This is a genomic window from Gammaproteobacteria bacterium (assembly GCA_015709695.1).
Taxonomy (GTDB): Bacteria; Pseudomonadota; Gammaproteobacteria; order Steroidobacterales.
Genome location: CP054183.1, coordinates 2,011,528 through 2,029,297, shown reverse-complemented (window position 1 = coordinate 2,029,297; position 17,770 = coordinate 2,011,528). Strand labels below are relative to the sequence as shown.

Below are 17,770 nucleotides of genomic sequence, written 5' to 3'. Positions count from 1 at the left end.
CCATGCCTGGTGCATCGCCTTCCGGCAGGACGCCTGCCGCCTTCGCCTGGGACGATCCGCTGCGGCTGGAGGACCAGCTCTCCGCCGAGGAGTGCCAGGTGCGCGATTCGGTGCGTGATTTCGCCGCGAACGAGCTGGCGCCGCGGGTCATCGCCGCCTTCGAGAAAGGCGAGTTCCAGCGCGAGCTGCTGCTGCGCATGGGCAGCCTCGGCCTGCTCGGCGCCACCATCCCCGAGGAATACGGCGGGGCGGGGCTGTCCCAGGTCGCCTACGGGCTGGCGGCGCGGGAGATCGAGCGCATCGACTCCGGCTACCGCTCTTCCATGAGCGTGCAGTGCTCGCTGGTGATGCATCCGATCCATGCCCATGGCAGCGAGGCGCAGCGGCGCCGCTACCTGCCGAAGCTCGCCAGCGGCGAGTGGGTCGGCTGCTTCGGCCTCACCGAGCCGGACTTCGGCTCCGATGTCGGCGGCATGCAGGCACGCGCCGAGAAGGTCGCCGACGGCTACCGCCTCACCGGCACCAAGCTGTGGATCAGCCACTCGCCGGTGGCCGACGTGTTCGTGGTCTGGGCGAAATCCGCCGCCCATGACGATGCGGTGCACGGCTTCATCCTCGAGAAGGGCATGAAGGGCCTGAGCGCGACGAAGATCCCCGGCAAGCTGAGCCTGCGCACCTCGATCACCGGTGACGTGGTCATGGATGGCGTGATCGTCCCGGAGGAGAACCACCTGCCCGGTGCCCACGGGCTGTCCGCGCCCTTCGGCTGCCTCAACCGCGCCCGCTACGGCATCGCCTGGGGCGTGATGGGCGCGGCGGAGTTCTGCTGGCATGCCGCGCGCGACTACACGCTGGCGCGCCGGCAGTTTGGCCGGCCGCTGGCGGCCACGCAGCTGGTGCAGAAGAAGCTCGCCGACATGCAGACGGAGATCGCGCTGGGGCTGCAGGCGGCGCTGCGGGTCGGACGGCTGGCGGACGCGGGCGCGCTGATGCCCGAGGCGATCTCGCTGATCAAGCGCAACAACTGCGGCAAGGCGCTCGACATCGCCCGCCAGTCACGCGACATGCACGGCGGCAATGGCATCACCGGCGAATACCAGGTCATGCGCCACATGATCAATCTCGAGACCGTGAACACCTACGAGGGCACGCATGACGTGCATGCGCTGATCCTCGGCCGCGCGCAGACCGGGCTGCAGGCGTTCTTCTAGGCGGCCGTGGCCAGCTTGCTGGATCGGGCCATGGAGGCCCACCGCGCCGGGCAGCTGGCCGAGGCCGAGCGCCTCTACCGCCGCGCCGTCGAGGCCGATCCCGCCGATGCGCAGGCGCAGCGGCTGCGCGGGCTGCTGGCCCGCGAGCGCGGCGACCTCGTGGCCTCGGGCCGCTACCTGGCGCGCGCGGCGGAACTGGCCGGCGCGGACCCGCGGCCGGCGGCGGAGCTGGGTGTCACGCGCCTGGCGGCCGGCGATCTCGATGGCGCCGAGGCGAGCCTGCGCGCGGCGCTGGTGCGGGACCCCGGATACGCCCGGGCCCATGCCAACCTGGGTGCGCTGCTCCAGTACCGCGGCCACATCGAGGCGGCGATCGCGCATCACCAGGCCGCGCTGGCGGCGGATGCGGATGATGTCGAGGTGCGCTGCAACCTCGCCCGCGCGCTGGTCGACGCCGGCCGCGGCGAGGACGCGCTCGCCTGCTGCGACGATGGCCTGGACGCGGCGCCTGCCCACCCGGCGCTGCTGGCCGCGCGCGGTGCGGTGCTCTGCGACCTCGAGCGCTGCGCCGAGGCCCTGCTGCCGCTCGAGGCCGCGCTGCTGCGCTACCCCGATGACGACACCGCGGGCATCAACCTCGCCTATGCGCGCGCGACGCTCGGCGACCTGCCCGGCGCCATCGAGGCGCTGCGCCTGGCCCTGCGCGCCAACCCCGACAGCGGCCGCGCCACCGCGGATCTCGTCAACCTGCTCGCCGCCAGCGCGGCGATGGACGAGGCGCTGGCGCTGGCCGCGGCCTTCCTCGAGGCGCATCCGGGCGAGCGCCAGGTGCTCGCCGCGCAGGGCCTTGCACTTCGCGATGCCGGCCAGGCCGCGCAGGCGGACGCGCTGCTCGATTTCGGGCGCATGCTGCGGGTGGTCGAGCTGGCGCCGCCGGCGGGCTATGCAGACCTCGACACTTTCAACACCGCACTCTGCGCGGCCATCGAGGCCGATCCCTCGCTGCTCGCCAGCCCCGCCAGCAAGGCCACGCGCGGCGGCAGCCAGACCGGCGAGCTGCGCTTCGACGCCGGCGGCGTGCTCGCGGGCTGGCGCGACGCCGTGGATGAGGCGGTCCGCGGGGTCGTCGCCGACTGCCTGGCCTCGGGCTATGCCGACCACCCGCTGATGGCCCCGGCTGCGCCGGACTGGACGCTGCGCGCCTGGGGCACGGTGCTGGAGGAGGGCGGCCACCAGGCCTCGCACATCCACCCGCTGGGCTGGCTCTCCGGTGTCTACTACGCGCGGCTGCCCGCGGGGATGTCGGCCGGCGCGGCCGGCGCCGGCTGGATCGAGTTCGGCAGGCCGCCACCGCGGATGCGGGTGGCCACGGAGCCGGTGACGCGGCTCATCGAGCCGCGGCCGGGACGGCTGCTGCTGTTCCCGTCCTGGGCCTGGCACCGCACGCTGCCCTTCGCGGCGCCGGGCCGGCGCATCAGCCTGGCCTTCGACGTGATGCCACGGCGGCGCGCCTGAGCGGCCGTCAGCGCAGGTCGCTCTCGGGCACCGGACCGAAGTACATCTCGAAGCCCAGGCCCACCCCGGGGTTGATCTCGCGTTCCTCGGCCAGCGTTTCGCGTGGCCAGGTGAGGCTGCTGCGCGCTTCGAGGAACAGCCACTTGCGCAACACCCGCACCCGGTAGCGCACTTCCACGCCGTAGTCGCGCACCGGGATGTCGGTGTTCATGACGCCGCGCACGAAGCCGGTGTAGGCGAGCGCGCGGCGGTTGCCGAGGCTCTGGAAGGTGACGAGCGAGCTGTACCACTCCAGGCGGCGCACGTCCTCGGCCAGCGTGGCGCCGTTGTCCCAGCGCAGCAGCAGCCGCTCGGTGAGCAGCTTGTCGACGCTGACCTCGGTGGTCTCGCCCCAGCCGCGGCTGTCGCGCCAGAACAGCGTCTGCCGGGCGCGCAGCGTGACGTCGTCGCTGAAGACGAAGTTGTGCCGGTAGGTTGCCTTGCTGTACGGGTCCACCGGCGTCCTCAGGCGCACGCCGGTGCTGAAGTCGAAACCGTTGTGCAGCTTGCCCTGCTTCGAGTAGCCCAGGCCCAGCAGCCAGGATTCATCCGCCACCTTGCCGAAGCTGCTCGGCAGGTTGGTGCCGGCCTCGGACTGCGAGTCCTGCTCGATCTCCTGGTCGTCGACGCGGCCGAACAGCAGCTTCAGCCGCTTCTGCGCCGTGGGCAGGGCGATGCGCGCGCGCAGCCGCACGCGGGTGCGGAAGTCGTCGCGGTCATCCCAGAACTCGGTGACGCCGAGGCGGCCGAAGGTGGCATCGGAATCCTGGTCGTAGCGACGGGTGCCGAACAGGCCGTCGAACCAGCGCGCGGTGCCGCAGACGCTCAGGTAGACCCCGCGCTGTACCAGGTCCAGCATCTCCTGGCCGTCGGAGCCCGGCTGGTCGCACTGGTACTCGGCGGGCTTGCCGGGGTCCGTCGTCGCGGCGTCGGGCACCGGGCCCGCCGTGGTATCGGGCACCGGGTCCGCCGTGGTATCGGGCACCGGGCCCGCCGTGGCGGGTTCGGGCCCGGCCGCCGCCGGCTCGGGCGTGACGGGCACCTCGGCCTGCGCCGCCGCCATGTCGGCGGCAGCGAAGCACAGCGCCAGGCCGGCAGCCGAGGCGCAGCACAGGCGATGGAAGTCGTGACGCGCACCGTCCATGACGAACAGATCCCCGTGGCTGGCCTCATCCTACCCCGGCCCGCGTCCGGCGGAATACGACAGGGTTCCCCATTGCGCTGCCGCAAGCGTGACCCGCCGCAGCGGTTATGATGTGCGACCGCAACCGTCCAGGCCGCCGGCGCCGCAGGTGCCCGGGCCCGCATCCGCATGACACGCAGCACCCGTCCCTGCAAGCCGCTCCTGCCCTGCGCGGGCCGCCGCGTCCCGAGTCGTGTCCTGAGCCGTGGCCAGGAAGGCTAGGACTCCGGGGCGACGCGGCCTGGGTGCGCGCGTCCGGGCGGGCATCCGCGGCATCGGCCGCGGCGCCTGGTGGTTGCTGCGCCTGCCGCTGGTGTGGGTACCGCTGGTGCTGCTGCTCGCGGGCTTCATCGGCTATCTCTTCTACCTCGATCATCTGGTCACCAGCCGCTTCGACGGCCGGCGCTGGAACCTGCCGGCCCATGTCTACGCCCGCCCGCTGGAACTCTACGAGGGCCGTCCGCTGACGGCCGACGGCCTCGCGGCCGAGCTGCGCCGCCTCGGCTATCGCAGCGTGGCCGTGGCGGACCAGCCGGGCAGCTTCCATCGCAGCGGCGGACGCATCGAGCTGATGACGCGGCCGTTCCGTTTCTGGGATGGCGCCCAGCCCGCGCAGGCGGCCAGCGTGGCCATCGCCGGCGGCACGGTCGGCTCGCTGCGCGGCCCGGCGGGCGGCCCGCTGCCGCTGCTGCGGCTGGACCCGCTGCTGATCGGCAGCGTGTTCCCGGCCGATGGCGAGGACCGCATCATCGTCGAGCCCGGCGATGTGCCGCCGCTGATCCCCACCGCCCTGCGGGTGGTGGAGGACCGCCGCTTCGACCAGCATCCCGGCGTCGACCTGCTGGCGATCCTGCGCGCGCTGGCGGTGAACGTGGCCTCGGGCAAGGTGCGCCAGGGCGCGAGCACGCTGACCCAGCAGCTGGTGCGCAGCTACTTCCTCAGCAACGAGCGCACGCTGGCGCGCAAGGGCCGCGAGGCACTGATGGCGCTGCTGCTGGAGGCGCACTACAGCAAGGCCGACATCCTCAATGCCTACCTGAACGAGATCTACCTCGGCCAGGACGGCAGCCGCGCGGTGCACGGCTTCGGCCTGGCGAGCCAGTTCTACTTCGGCAAGCCGCTGGCCGAGCTGCAGCTGCACGAGATCGCCACGCTGGTCGCCATCGTGCGCGGGCCGTCCTACTACGATCCGCGGCGTCACCCGGAGCGGGTGCTGGCACGGCGCAACCTGGTGCTGAAGCTGCTGGCGGAGGATGGCGCCATCACCGCCGCCGAGGCCAGCACGGCCGGGGCGCGCAAGCTCGGCGTGGTGCTCGACCGCAATGTCGGCGCCACCTATTTCCCCGCCTTCATGGCGCTGGTGCACCAGGAGCTCACCGAGCACTACCGCGAGCAGGACCTCACCACCGAGGGCCTGCGCGTGTTCACCAGCCTCGACCCGATGCTGCAGTCCACGGCGGAAGACGCCCTCGCCGACGGCGTGCGGCGCCTGCAGCGGCCGAAGAAGCCGGCACTGGAAGGCGCCGTGGTGCTGGTCAACCCGCAGACCGCCGAGGTGCTGGCCGTGGTGGGCGGCCGCCGCTCCGGCTTCGAGGGCTACAACCGCGCGCTCGAGGCACGCCGGCCCATCGGCTCGCTGATCAAGCCGGTGGTCTACCTCACGGCGCTGGAGGCCGGGCGGACACTCGCCACGCGCATCGACGATGCGCCCATCGAGGTGAAGCTCGCGCGCGGCAAGACCTGGCTGCCGCAGAACTTCGACCGGCAGGCCCATGGGGAGGTGCCGCTGCTGCGCGCGCTCGCCGAGTCGATGAACATGGCCACCGTGCGCCTGGGCATGGAAGTGGGCGTGCCGAAGGTGGTGAAGATGCTCGGCAGGCTCGGCGTCGGCGTCGATGTGGATCCCAATCCTTCGCTGCTGCTCGGCGCGCTGGACCTGGCGCCGCTCGACGTCGCACAGCTCTACAGCACGCTCGCCAGCGGCGGCTTCCGCTCGCCGTTGCGTGCGGTGCGCGCCGTGCAGGGCCCCGATGGCGCGCCGCTGTCGCAGTTCCCGCTCAGCACGGAGCAGGCGGTGGACCCGGCCGTGGTCTACCAGCTCGACCATGCGCTGGTCGAGGTCCTGCGCCGTGGCACCGGGCGCGCGGCGGGCAGCCGCCTGCCGCCGGGCATCGTCGCCGCGGGCAAGACCGGCACTTCCAACGACCTGCGCGACAGCTGGTTCGCCGGCTTCACCCAGGACCTGCTGGGCGTAGTCTGGATCGGCTACGATGACAACCAGCCCACCGGGCTCACCGGTGCCAGCGGCGCCATGTCGGTGTGGAGCGCGATCTTCGCGAAGGCGCCGCTGGTGAGCTTCACGGCACCGCTGCCCGATGGCCTGGCGATGCTGAGCATCGATTACCCGACGGGACTGGCTGCCAGCGGCAGCTGCGGTGATCCGCTGTGGGTGCCGGTGCCCGCGGGCACCGAGGTGCCGCCGCTGCCGGGCTGCGGCAGCGGTCCGGCCGGCATTGCGGAGAAATCGATCGAATGGTTGCGTGGCCTGATCCAGTGATGAATCGCTCGTCGTTCCGCGCCCGGCGTCCGCTGCGGCTCCTCGCCGCGTTGCTGCTGCTGCCGGCTGCCTGTGCGGTGCCCGTCTACGAGCCGCCGCCGGCGCAACCGGTGCCGCGGGTCGAGTCGACGCCCGTCCCGCCGGCGCCCGTGCCGGAGCCGGTGCCGGTACCCGAGCCGCCACCGCCCGCGCCGCCGCCACCGATCCCGCCGCCACCGCCCCCGGCGAGCAGCGGTGCCACCGCCTCGCTGCTGCAGCAGGGCCGCCAGTACGCCGCTGCCGGCAATTACCCGCTGGCCACGTCCTCGCTGGAGCGCGCGCTGCGCATCAACCCGAACGATGCCGACATCTGGTACGAGCTCGGCCGGGTCAAGCTCCGGCAGGGCGACCGCGCACAGGCCGAGAGCATGGCACGTCGCGCCCTCGCCCTCGCCGGCAGCGACGCCCAGCGCCGCGCGCGCTGCGAGGACCTCATCGCCGAAGCACGCCGCAGCAAATAGCGGCGATAACGGTGCCAGGTCGGGCTTTTCGGGCTTATTTTGTTGATGACGCACACAGCACAGGTCTTCGGACAATAAGCCCGAAAAGCCCGACCTGGCACCGTGATGCCCTCAGCAAAATAAGCCCGAAAAGCCCGACCTGGCACCGTGATGCGCAGCAAAATAAGCCCGAAAAGCCCGACCTGGCACCGTGATGCACCGTGATGCGGGCTACCAGTGCACCAGGCCGAGTGCCGAGGTGGCGAGCACGAGGCCGCCGAAGACGATGCGGTACCAGGCGAAGGCGGCGAAGCTGTGGCTGCCGACGTAGCGGATGAAGCCACGCACCGCGAGCAGGGCGGTGATGAAGGAGCACACCGCCGAGAGCAGCAGCGGGCCGAGGCTCGCGCCGGCCAGCAGCTGCCAGCTCTTCAGCAGTTCGTAGCCGGTGGCGGCGAGCAGCGTCGGGATGGCGAGGAAGAACGAGTACTCGGTGGCCAGCCGGCGCGACATGCCCATGCTCACGCCGCCGATGATGGTGGCGGCCGAGCGCGAGGTGCCGGGAATCAGCGCCAGCGATTGCCACAGGCCGAGGCGCAGGGCCACGGAGGGGCTCACCTCGTCGGCGAGCTGCAGCCGCGCCTCGTCCTCGCGCCGGTCCACCAGCAGGATGGCGATGCCGCCGACCACCAGCGCCGTCGCCACCGGCACCGGATGGAACAGGTAGCCCTTGATGACGTCCTGGAAGGCGAGCCCCAGCACCGCCATCGGCAGGAAGCCGAGCACCAGGTTCAGCAGGAAGGCGCGTGACTTCGCCTCGTGCACGAACGTCAGCGCCGTGTGCGTCAGCATCCGCCGGTACTCCCAGCACACCGCGAGGATCGCCGCGCCCTGGATGACGATCTCCACCGCCACCGACTGCTCGCCCTGGTAGCCGAGCAGCGAGCCGGTGAGGATCAGGTGGCCCGTGCTGGAGACAGGCAGGAACTCGGTGAGGCCCTCGACGATGCCGAGGACCAGGGCGGTGAACCAGTCGAGCTGCATGGGCAGGGGCGCCCCGTGTGGATGATGCCAAGCGCCTTGTAACCGAGGCCGCGGCGCGCCGCAACGACGGCGTTCAGGTTTCCGCCGCCGCGCCCTGGCGCACCGACTCGATCCAGCGGCGGATCTTGCCCTCCAGCACGGCGAGCGGCATGGGCCCGTCCTCCAGCACCGCGGCGTGGAAGGCGCGCGGGTCGAAGCGCGCGCCCAGCGCCTGCTCGGCCTCGCTGCGCAGCCGGCGGATGCCGAGCGCGCCCATCTCGTAGGCCAGCGCCTGGCCGGGCCAGGCGATGTAGCGTTCCACCTCGGCGGTGGCGTCGCTGCGGGCCATGGCGCTGTGGGCCAGCAGGTAGTCGATGGCCTGCTCGCGGCTCCAGCCCCTGGCGTGGATGCCGGTGTCCACCACCAGCCGCGCCGCGCGCCAGGAGGCGTTGAAGAGGTTGCCGAGCTTCATCCAGGGGTCGGTATACAGGCCGAGCTCGTCACCGAGGCCCTCGGCGTACAGCGCCCAGCCCTCGACGTAGGCGGTGGTGATGTCGGGTTCGTTGCCGAAGCTGTCGTCGCTGCCGAAGCGCTGGAAGCGCGGCAGGCGCGTGTTCTCCACGGTGAGTGCCAGCTGGAAGTGGTGGCCGGGGATGGCCTCGTGCAGGAAGGTGGTCTCGACGTCGTAGCGGGGGCAGGCCGCCAGGTCGGAGGTGTTGACGTAGAAGATGCCCGGGCGCGAACCATCGGCCGCCGGCGCGTAGTACTCGGCCGCGGCCGCGGAGCGGGCGCGGAAGGCTTCCATCGGCCGGATCTCCAGCCGCGCCTTCGGCACCAGGCTGAACAGCCGCGGCACCGCGGCCAGCACACGCTGCTCCTCGTGGCGGTAGGCATCGAGCAGCGCGGCCTCGCTGCCGAAGCGCTGCTGCGGGTCCTGGCGCATCGAGGCGGCCAGCGCCGCGACGCTGCCGCGGAAGCCGGCGCGCCCCATCTGCGCGGCGATCTGCGCCTCGATGGCCTCCACCTCGCGCAGGCCGATGGCGTGGATCTCCTCCACCGGCGTGTCCGTCGTGGTGTAGGCGCGGGCGAGGAAGGCATACCACTGCCGGCCGTCGGGCAGCGCCTCCAGGCCGATGCTGGCGCGGGCCTTCCACAGGTACTGGTCGCGGAGGAAGGCGAGGAGGCGCTGGTAGGCGGGCAGCACCGCGCCGCCGATGACATCGCGGTAGGCGCGCGTGAGGCGGGCGCGATCGGCCGCGGAGAAGGTCTTCGGCAGATTGGCGATGGGTTGCCAGAACACGCTCTGCTCGGCAGTGGCGGCGGCAATGGCGGCGACCTGCGGGATGCTGCGCTCCACCACCACCCGCGGGGGCACGATGCCGCGGGCCATGCCGGCGCGCATGTTGGTGATCGCCTGGTTCACCCAGGCCGAGAAGTGGCTCATGCGGGTGGCGAAGCGCTCGTAGTCCTGCACGGTGGCGAAGGGCTGCACGCCGTCGCCCGAGCCCAGCTGGGCGAAGAAGGCCGCCGGATTGTTGAACTGGTCGATCGGCAGCAGCAGGCCCGGGTACCGGTGGTTCTCGAGGGCGGTGCGCCGCGCGTAGTCGAAGATCTCCCAGGTGATGCGGTCGGAAGGCTCCAGCGCGGCCGGGTCGATGCCGGCGAGGCCGTCGAGTCCGCGCTGCTGCAGGGCCTTCGACGCCGCCTCGTGGGCCGCATCGGGGATCGCCAGCAGGGCGTCGTAGCGGTGGTCGCCGATGAAGGTGGCTGCCACCGGATTGAGCTTCAGGTAATCCTCGAACCAGCCCTCGACGTGATCGCGCAGCCGCTGGCCGGCCGGTGCCTGCGGTGGGGCCGGCGCCGGGGCCACCGCGGGCGGTGGCGGCGGCGCGCCACAGGCAGCGAGCAGCATCAGGGCGCCGAGCGCCAGCATCCTTGGTTTCATGTGCACGGGTCTCCGGTCGCGGCCAGGCCTCGAACGCGCTGCGGGGCGAAGTTTGACATAACCAGTGCAGGAGGCATTGCCCGGCACCCGGCAGTGGGCTAGCGTGATCACATCAATCATAACGATTCGCCATCGGGTGACCCTCATGCGTGCTTCCCTCGCGACGATTTCGCTGCTGGCCCTGGCGCTCTCCGCCTGCGGCGGTGGCGGCGGCAGTGCCGGTGTGCAGGGCGATGCGGGCACGGGTCCCGCCGCCAGCCATGCCACGGTCAGCGTGCTGATCACCGATGCGCCCACGGCCGGCTGGGATCAGGCCATTGCCACCATCACCTCGGTGGAACTCATCGGCGGTTCCGGCAAGGTCTCGCTGTTCTCGGGCAGCCGGACCGTCGACCTGCTGCGGCTCCGCGATTTCTCCGAGCTGTTCGCGGTATCGGACCAGGTGCCGGCCGGCAGCTACAGCAAGATCCGCCTGCAGCTCGCGGACCTGGTCCTCAATCGCCTGGATGACGGCGGCCATGTCGTCGAGAGCACCCGGCCGCAGCTCGTCGGCAACGGCAAGATCGACCTGAACCCGCGTGGCCCGTTCACCCTGAGTGGCGGTGACGTGATCTTCGTCGAGCTCGACTTCGACATGGACAAGGCGCTCAAGCTCACCACCACAGGCAACGGCAAGATCATCCTGCGACCGGTGGTGTTCGTGAACATCCGTACCGCGCAACTCGGCGGCCGCCTCACCCGCATCCACGGCGAGATCACCGACATCGATGCGGTGGACGGCGCGCTGCGCCTGTGCCAGAGCCGCTTCGCCTCCGGTGGCCCGGATGTGCAGCCGCTGCATGCAGGCCAGGACGCCGATGACGATGACCATGATGACGACGAGGGCAACCACGATCCGGCCGGCACGCGCTGCGTGACCGTGCGCAGCGATGCCGCCACCGGCATCTTCGACGCCGATGGCCTGCCGCAGGACTTCGCCGGCCTGGCAGTCGGCGAGGAGGCCACCGTCGTCGGCCGCCTGCGACCGCTCGATCCGCAGCCGATCCCCCACCACGACGACGATGACTTCGGCTACGACCATCGCCTGGCCCTGGACGCCGTGGTCATCGAGGAAGGCCCGCTTGGCACCTATCGCCGCATCGCCGGTGTGGCCAATTCGGGCGTCGATTCCAGCCAGGTGTTCGGCCTGGACGTGGCGGCCGGCCAGGGTTTCGGCACGGGGACCATGCTGCCGGTGCAGCTGTTCGACAGCTCCCGCATCTTCAATCGCGCCGGCCACGAGCTGCAGCCTGCCGACATCCGGCCGGGCGTGGCCGCGCTGGCCGACGGCGTGCTGCAGATCGGCAGCAGCGACCTGCTGCGCTCGCCGCTGGTCATCCTCGACGCCGGCCCGGCGCCCGGTGCCGCGCAGATCGAAGGTCCGGTGGTCGACATCGATACCGTGGAGCACAGCCTGCGGGTCAATGACGGCAGCGCCGATCGCTGCGTGGACGCGGCGCAGGCGGCCATCTTCGAGGTGACCAGCGGTGATGGTTTCAGCTCCAGCCGCGTTGGCCTCGGCGACCTCGTCCCCGGCCAGCAAGTCTCGGTGTTCGGCGTGGAGCGGCTGGACGGCTGCCTCGCGGCGGACACCATCATCGCCGACGGCGACTGAACCGGGCGGCGGGCCCCGCGCGGCGGGGCCTGCGGCGGGCGGCCGCCGGCGGGATGGCTAGAATGGCGGCGTGCAGCCGCCATCCTTTCCCTCACTGCCGCCGCTCACGCTCTACGTGCACCTGCCCTGGTGCGTGCGCAAGTGCCCGTACTGCGACTTCAATTCCCACGAGCATCGCGGCGCGCTGCCGACGGCCCGGTACGTGGACGCGCTGCTGGCGGACCTCGACGCCACGCTGGAGGCGGCACAGGGGCGCAGCCTGCAGGGCATCTTCATCGGTGGCGGCACGCCGAGCCTGTTCCCGGCGGAGGATGTGGCGCGGCTGCTCGCCGGCATCGGCGCGCGCCTGCCGCTCGTCGCCGATGCCGAGGTCACCCTGGAGGCCAATCCGGGCACGGCCGAGGCGCAGCGCTTCCGCGCCTATCGCGAGGCGGGCGTCAACCGCCTCTCGCTCGGCGTGCAGAGTTTCGACCCGGCGCGGCTGAAGAGCCTCGGCCGCATCCACGACGAGCGCGAGGCGCAGCGGGCGGTGGAGCTGGCGCAGGCGAGCTTCGAGCGCATCAACCTGGACCTGATGTACGCCCTGCCGGGCCAGGACCTGGCCGGTGCGCTCGCGGATGCCCGCAGGGCGCTCGCCACCGGGGTGGGGCACCTGTCGTTCTACCAGCTGACGCTCGAGCCCAACACGGCGTTCTTCAGCCGGCCGCCGCCGCTGCCGGATGACGACGAGGCGGCGGCCATCGAGGCGGCGGTGCACGCCGAGCTGGCGGCGGGCGGCTTCACGCGCTACGAAGTCTCCGCCTGGGCGCGTCCGGGCGCGCAGTGCCGCCACAACCTCAACTACTGGTGGTTTGGCGATTACCTCGGCATCGGTGCCGGGGCGCACGCGAAGATCACCTGGCCTGGCCGCATCCGGCGCGAGGCCCGCACCCGCGTGCCGGCCGACTACCTGCGTCGCGCGGCAGCCGGCGAGGCGGTGACGGAGCAGCGCGACCTGGTGCCGGCGGACATCGTCTTCGAGTTCATGCTCAATGCGCTGCGCCTGCCGCAGGGCTTCCCCGAGAAGCTCTTCGGCGAGCGCACCGGCCAGCCGCTGGCCGCCGCCGAGCCCGGGCTGAGCACGGCGCTGGAACGGGAGCTGCTGCTGCGCGAGCGGGGCACGATCCGCCCGACGGCGCTCGGCCTGCGATTCCTCAACGACCTGGTCGGCCTGTTCCTGCCCGGCGCCGGCTGACGCCGGCCGCGGCCGGCATGGCGCTACAGCTCGCTGGCGCCGAAGGTGTCGCAGCTGTCGGGGTCGCCGCTCTCCAGGCCGCGGCGGAACCAGCGCACGCGCTGCGCCGAGCTGCCGTGGGTGAAGGAGTCCGGGGTGACGTAGCCGCGGCTCTGCTGCTGCAGGCGGTCGTCGCCGATGGCCGTGGCTGCCGCCAGCCCTTCCTCGACGTCGCCCTGCTCGAGGATGGCCCGGGCCTGGTCGGTGCGCCGCGCCCAGACGCCGGCGAAGCAGTCGGCCTGCAGTTCCAGCTTCACGGATTTCGAGTTGGCGCCTTCCTCATCCATGGGGCCGCGCTGCCGCTGCATGCGCGAGGAGATGCCGAGCAGGTTCTGCACGTGGTGGCCGACCTCGTGGGCGATGACGTAGGCCTGCGCGAAATCGCCGGGTGCCTGGAAGCGGTCGCGCAGCTCGCGGAAGAAGTCGAGGTCGATGTAGACCTGCTGGTCGGCCGGGCAGTAGAACGGTCCCATGGCGGCCTCGCCGAGGCCGCAGGCGGAGCGCGTGGCGCCGGTGAACATCACCAGCCGCGGCGGCCGGTAGCTCTGGCCGGCATTGCGGAAGATGGCGGACCAGGTGTCCTCCGTGTAGCCGAGCACCGTGGCGACGAATGCGGCCTGCGGGTCGTCGGCGGCAGCCTGGCCGGAGGCCTGTCCCGCTTCCGGCCCGGCGGGCGAGGGCGCCGTCTCCACCGGCAGGTTCTGCAGCAGCATGGTCGGGTCCATGCCGGTGAACCAGGCGAGCAGCAGCACCACGACGACGGTGCCGATGCCGCCGCCGATCATGCCACCGCGGCTCACCGGCATGCCGCGCCGGTCCTCGATGTTGTCGCTGCGCCTGCCGCCTTCCCACCGCATGATCGACTCCTGCCGCCGGGGCCGGCGGCCATGGTGCGCATCCTGCCCGCGTTGCCGCCCCCGCATCAAGGCGCGGGCGCCGCGGGCGCTGTCGTATGATGCGCCCATGCAGGATTTCGAGAAACTCGGCGTCTTCTACCTCGGCCGGCGCCTGGACCCGGCCGCCGGCAAGCTCACCGACGACCTCATCCTCTACGACTCGAAGGACCTGACCACCCATGCCGTCATCATCGGCATGACGGGCAGCGGCAAGACCGGGCTCGGCATCGGCCTGATCGAGGAAGCGGCGATCGACCACATCCCGGTGATCGCCATCGACCCCAAGGGCGACCTCGGCAACCTGCTGCTCGGCTTCCCGGATCTCGCGCCGGCCGATTTCGAGCCCTGGGTGGATCCGCGCGCCGCCGCCGAGGCCGGGCAGACACCGGCGCAGTTCGCCGCCGCGCAGGCCGCCGCCTGGAAGCAGGGGCTCGCCGACTGGGGCCAGGGACCGCAGCGCATCGCCGCGCTGCGCGCCGCCGCCGACTTCGCGCTGTACACGCCGGGGAGCACCGCCGGCCTGCCGCTCTCGGTTCTCAAGGCCTTCGCGCCGCCGCCGGCGGCCCTGGCCGAGGATGCCGAACTCTGGCGCGAGCGCCTGCAGGGCACCGTGACCGGCCTGCTGGCGCTGCTCGGCGTGGCCGCCGATCCCATGACCAGCCGCGAGCACATCCTGCTGTCCACCATCCTCGACGGCGCCTGGAAGCAGGGCCAGTCGCTCGACGTGGCCGGCCTCATCGGCCTGGTGCAGAAGCCGCCGTTCGCGCGGGTCGGCGTGCTGGACCTCGAGAGCTTCTACCCGGCCGCGGATCGACAGGCGCTGGCGCTGCGCCTGAACAACCTGCTGGCGGCGCCGGGCTTCGACGCCTGGACCCGCGGCGAGCCGCTGTCGGCCGATGGCCTGCTGTTCACCGCGGCGGGCCAGCCGCGCGTCTCGGTGCTCAGCATCGCGCACCTCGACGATGCGCAGCGCATGTTCTTCGTCACCCTGCTGCTCGCGGAGCTCATCGCCTGGATGCGCCGCCAGCCGGGCACGCCGTCGCTGCGCGCCATCCTCTACATGGACGAGGTGTTCGGCTACATGCCGCCGGTGGCCAATCCGCCGACGAAGCTGCTGCTGCTGACGCTGCTCAAGCAGGCGCGCGCCTTCGGCCTCGGCATCGTGCTGTCGACGCAGAATCCAGTGGACCTGGACTACAAGGGGCTCGCCAACGCGGGCACCTGGTTCATCGGCCGGCTGCAGACCGAGCGCGACAAGGCCCGGGTGCTCGACGGCCTGCTGGGCGCCGCGGGCGGCGAGCGGCTGGATCCGAAGGCGCTGGAGCAGACGCTGGCCGGCCTCGGCAAGCGGCAGTTCCTGCTCCACAACGTCAACGAGGAGCGCCCCGAGGTCTTCGGCACGCGCTGGGTCATGAGCTACCTCGCCGGGCCGCTGACCCGGGAGCAGATCCGCCGGCTGGGTGCCGGGCGCGCGGCATCGGCCGCGGCAGCGCCGCCGGAGGCGCCGGCCGCGCCGCCGGCGCATGCGCCGCTGGCGCGCAGCCGCCCGGTGCTGCCGGCCGCGGTGAAGCAGTTCTTCGTGCCCGCCGCGCGCCTGCCCCATGCGGGCGAGCGGCTGGTCTACCAGCCGCAGGTCCTGGCCGCGGTGGCCGTGGGCTATGTCAATGCCGCGCTCGGCGTCAACGAGCAGCGCGAACTGCTGCTCGCGGCGCATCCCGGCGAAGGTGCCGCCGGTGTCGACTGGTCCGGCGCCGCGGAGCTGAGCGTGCGTGCCCGGGACCTCGAGGCGGAGGCCGAGCCCGATGCCGCCTTCGGCGAGCTGCCCGGCGCCATGGCGCAGGCGGCGAGCTACCGGGAATGGGAGCGGCAGCTGCGCCGCTGGCTCGGGCTGGAGCGCGCGCTTACCCTCTACAAGTGCGCGAAGCTCGGCGTCACCTCGCGGCCCGGCGAGGGCGAGCGCGAGTTCCGCATCCGCCTGCAGCAGCTCGGCAACGAGCGGCGCGATCTCGATGCCGCGAAGCTGAAGCAGAAGTACGCGCCGAAGTTCTCGGCGCTGGAGGCCCGCGAGCTGCGCGCCCGCCAGGCTCTCGAGCGGCAGGCCGGCCAGGCCACCGATGCGAAGCTCGGTGCCGCCGTGGCCGTCGGCACCGCCGTGCTCGGCGCGATCTTCGGCCGCGGCCGCTCGCTCGGCTCATTTTCGCGGGCCGGCACCGCGGTGCGGCGCACCGGCAGCATCCTGCGCGAATCCGGCGATGTCGCGCGCGCCGGGGAGCTGCTGGAGAAGGTGCAGGCCGACAGGGAGGCGCTGCAGGCGCAGTTCCAGGAGGAGCTCGATGGCCTGGCCGGCAGCTTCGACGCGCAGTCGGAGCCGCTGGCGGAAACCGTGCTGCGGCCGAAGGCCGGAGACATCGACCTGCGGTTCCTCGGCGTGGGCTGGGTGCCCTATATCGAGGATGGCGCCGGCGAGCGCCAGCCCGCCTGATCCCTCAGCAGCGGCCGTCCGCCGCGCCGTTGCAGCTGGCGGCTTGCGTCGCCACCCCCTGGAGCCGCCCCGCGCGCACGAAATGATCGTGATACCAGGACTGGTCGAGGCTGCCGATCTCGACGTTGCGGCCGGTGAACGGGGCGTGCACGAAGCGGCCTTCGCCGAGGTAGATGCCGACGTGGGCGCTGCTCTTGCTCCGGAAGAACAGCAGGTCGCCGGGAGCGGCGTCGGCCAGCGTCACGGCCGTGGTGGCGCCGAGCTGGTCGCGCGTGGTGCGCGGCACGCTGAGGCCGGCGCTGCGGTAGGCGTACTGGACGAGGCCGCTGCAGTCGAAGCCCGTGGGTGTCGAGCCGCCGTAGCGGTACGGGGTCCCCAGCATCTGCAGGGCAGTGAAGACGATCTGCGAGCGCACGGGGTCGGGTGCCGGCGCGGCGCTGGCCGGCGGCGCCACGACCACGGGATCCGGCCTGTCGGCGGGCCGCTGCGGGGCCGTGGAGCAGCCACCGAGGACCAGGCCCAGAGTGGCGGCCAGCAGGGCGATCTCTGCGCGAAAATGCCGACGCATCAAGGCATCCCGGAATCGAACTCAGGGCGATTCTAGCCGAGCCGCGGGCACGGGGTTGCGCCGGGCGTCACAGGCTGCGGGGACGGGGCCGCATCCCTGGGCCGGGCAGGGAGTCGGCGAGGCGCTTGCGTATACTCGGCGCCGTCCCCTGTCCGGAGCCTGGCCCCATGCCCAAGCCGCTGCTGCCCGTGGTCCTGTCGATGACGCTGCTCGCCACGCTGCTGGCCGCCACCGGCCGGGCCGAGCCGGCACCCGCTCCGGCGCCCGCGCCGCCGGCCAGCCCGGCACCCGAATACGGCTCGAGCCTGGGGCTGGGCAGCAATCCGGGCCGGCCGCCGCCGGATCTCGCGGCGCTGATCCCGCAGGTGGACATCCGCGGTCGGCCGATGCTCGGCGACCCGGCGGCGCCGGTGACCATCGTCGAGTTCATCGACTACGAGTGCCCCTTCTGCCAGGGCTATGCCCACGACACCTGGCCGAAACTGAAGGCGAACTACGTGGACACCGGCAAGGTGCGCTACGTGGCCGTGGATTTCCCGCTGCGCAAGCACGACCGCTCGCGTCCGGCCGCCATCGCCGCGGCCTGCGCCGGCGAGCAGGACCGCTACTGGGAGATGCACGATGCGCTGCTGGATGCGGGTGGCCTGCTGGGCGACGCGGAGCTCGCGGCGCAGGCGCGGCGCCTCGGCCTGGACGCCGACCGGTTCGATGCCTGCCGCGCGGCCGATCACCACCAGGCGTGGCTCGACGCCGGCATCGCCGCGGCCCGCGCCGCCGGTGCCCGCGGCACGCCGAGCTTCCTGGTGGGCGCCAGCGCCGGCGATGTCGCCCGCGGCCGGCTCCTGCAGGGCGACGAGGACTACGCCGCCTTCGAGAAGGTGCTGGCGCGCTATCTCGGCACGGCCGCGCGCTAGCCCGTCCGCGTATTGACACCCCTCGCAGCTG

Annotated in this window: 11 protein-coding genes and 1 pseudogene; 7 read left to right on the top strand and 5 right to left on the bottom strand. The window is 72.3% G+C overall.

The window, feature by feature from the left end; genetic code table 11:
• Nucleotides 1–2: 2 nt before the first annotated feature.
• The gene (locus HRU81_09480; protein ID QOJ32317.1) at nt 3–1,211 is read left to right on the top strand and encodes an acyl-CoA dehydrogenase; all 1,209 of its coding nucleotides are present in this window, start codon (nt 3–5) and stop codon (nt 1,209–1,211) included.
• A 30-nt stretch (nt 1,212–1,241) separates the two neighbouring features.
• A complete protein-coding gene (locus HRU81_09475) occupies nt 1,242–2,726 on the top strand; it encodes a tetratricopeptide repeat protein (GenBank protein QOJ32316.1) in 1,485 nt (494 codons plus the stop codon).
• Nucleotides 2,727–2,733: 7 nt separating this feature from the next.
• Here HRU81_09475 and HRU81_09470 read toward each other — a convergent pair whose 3' ends face one another.
• Nucleotides 2,734–3,909, bottom strand: a complete 1,176-nt coding sequence (locus HRU81_09470) for a hypothetical protein (GenBank protein ID QOJ32315.1) — start codon at nt 3,907–3,909, stop codon at nt 2,734–2,736.
• Between the two features lie 244 nt (nt 3,910–4,153).
• Between HRU81_09470 and mrcB the strand changes: the two genes are divergently transcribed.
• Together mrcB and HRU81_09460 are read left to right on the top strand one after the other, a co-directional pair.
• Nucleotides 4,154–6,505: a penicillin-binding protein 1B gene (gene mrcB, locus HRU81_09465; protein QOJ32314.1), complete on the top strand. Its 2,352-nt coding sequence runs from the start codon at nt 4,154–4,156 to the stop codon at nt 6,503–6,505.
• Complete coding sequence (locus HRU81_09460; protein ID QOJ32313.1) at nt 6,505–7,005, top strand: tetratricopeptide repeat protein; 501 nt, start codon at nt 6,505–6,507, stop codon at nt 7,003–7,005. The genes mrcB and HRU81_09460 overlap by 1 nt, the downstream gene beginning before the upstream one ends.
• 210 nt (nt 7,006–7,215) lie before the next feature.
• Here HRU81_09460 and HRU81_09455 read toward each other — a convergent pair whose 3' ends face one another.
• Nucleotides 7,216–8,028, bottom strand: a complete 813-nt coding sequence (locus tag HRU81_09455; GenBank protein ID QOJ32312.1) for an undecaprenyl-diphosphate phosphatase — start codon at nt 8,026–8,028, stop codon at nt 7,216–7,218.
• Between the two features lie 73 nt (nt 8,029–8,101).
• Nucleotides 8,102–9,952, bottom strand: a complete 1,851-nt coding sequence (locus HRU81_09450) for a DUF885 domain-containing protein (protein ID QOJ32311.1) — start codon at nt 9,950–9,952, stop codon at nt 8,102–8,104.
• Nucleotides 9,953–11,481: 1,529 nt separating this feature from the next.
• Between HRU81_09450 and HRU81_09445 the strand changes: the two are divergent.
• A pseudogene (locus tag HRU81_09445) lies at nt 11,482–12,840 on the top strand (oxygen-independent coproporphyrinogen III oxidase-like protein).
• Nucleotides 12,841–12,863: 23 nt separating this feature from the next.
• Here the strand turns inward: HRU81_09445 and HRU81_09440 are convergent.
• On the bottom strand, nt 12,864–13,736 hold the full coding sequence (locus HRU81_09440) for a neutral zinc metallopeptidase (protein ID QOJ32310.1): 873 nt from the start codon (nt 13,734–13,736) through the stop codon (nt 12,864–12,866).
• 106 nt (nt 13,737–13,842) lie between these two features.
• On the opposite strand from HRU81_09440, the gene HRU81_09435 reads away from it, so the two are divergent.
• A complete protein-coding gene (locus tag HRU81_09435; protein ID QOJ32309.1) occupies nt 13,843–16,257 on the top strand; it encodes an ATP-binding protein in 2,415 nt (804 codons plus the stop codon).
• A gap of 4 nt (nt 16,258–16,261) precedes the next feature.
• Here the strand turns inward: HRU81_09435 and HRU81_09430 are convergent, their stop codons facing one another.
• Nucleotides 16,262–16,825 carry a C40 family peptidase gene (locus HRU81_09430; protein QOJ32308.1) on the bottom strand — a complete coding sequence of 188 codons (564 nt, stop codon included), beginning with the start codon at nt 16,823–16,825 and terminating at the stop codon, nt 16,262–16,264.
• 167 nt (nt 16,826–16,992) lie between these two features.
• On the opposite strand from HRU81_09430, the gene HRU81_09425 reads away from it, so the two are divergent.
• On the top strand, nt 16,993–17,739 hold the full coding sequence (locus HRU81_09425; GenBank protein QOJ32307.1) for a DsbA family protein: 747 nt from the start codon (nt 16,993–16,995) through the stop codon (nt 17,737–17,739).
• Nucleotides 17,740–17,770: the final 31 nt, after the last annotated feature.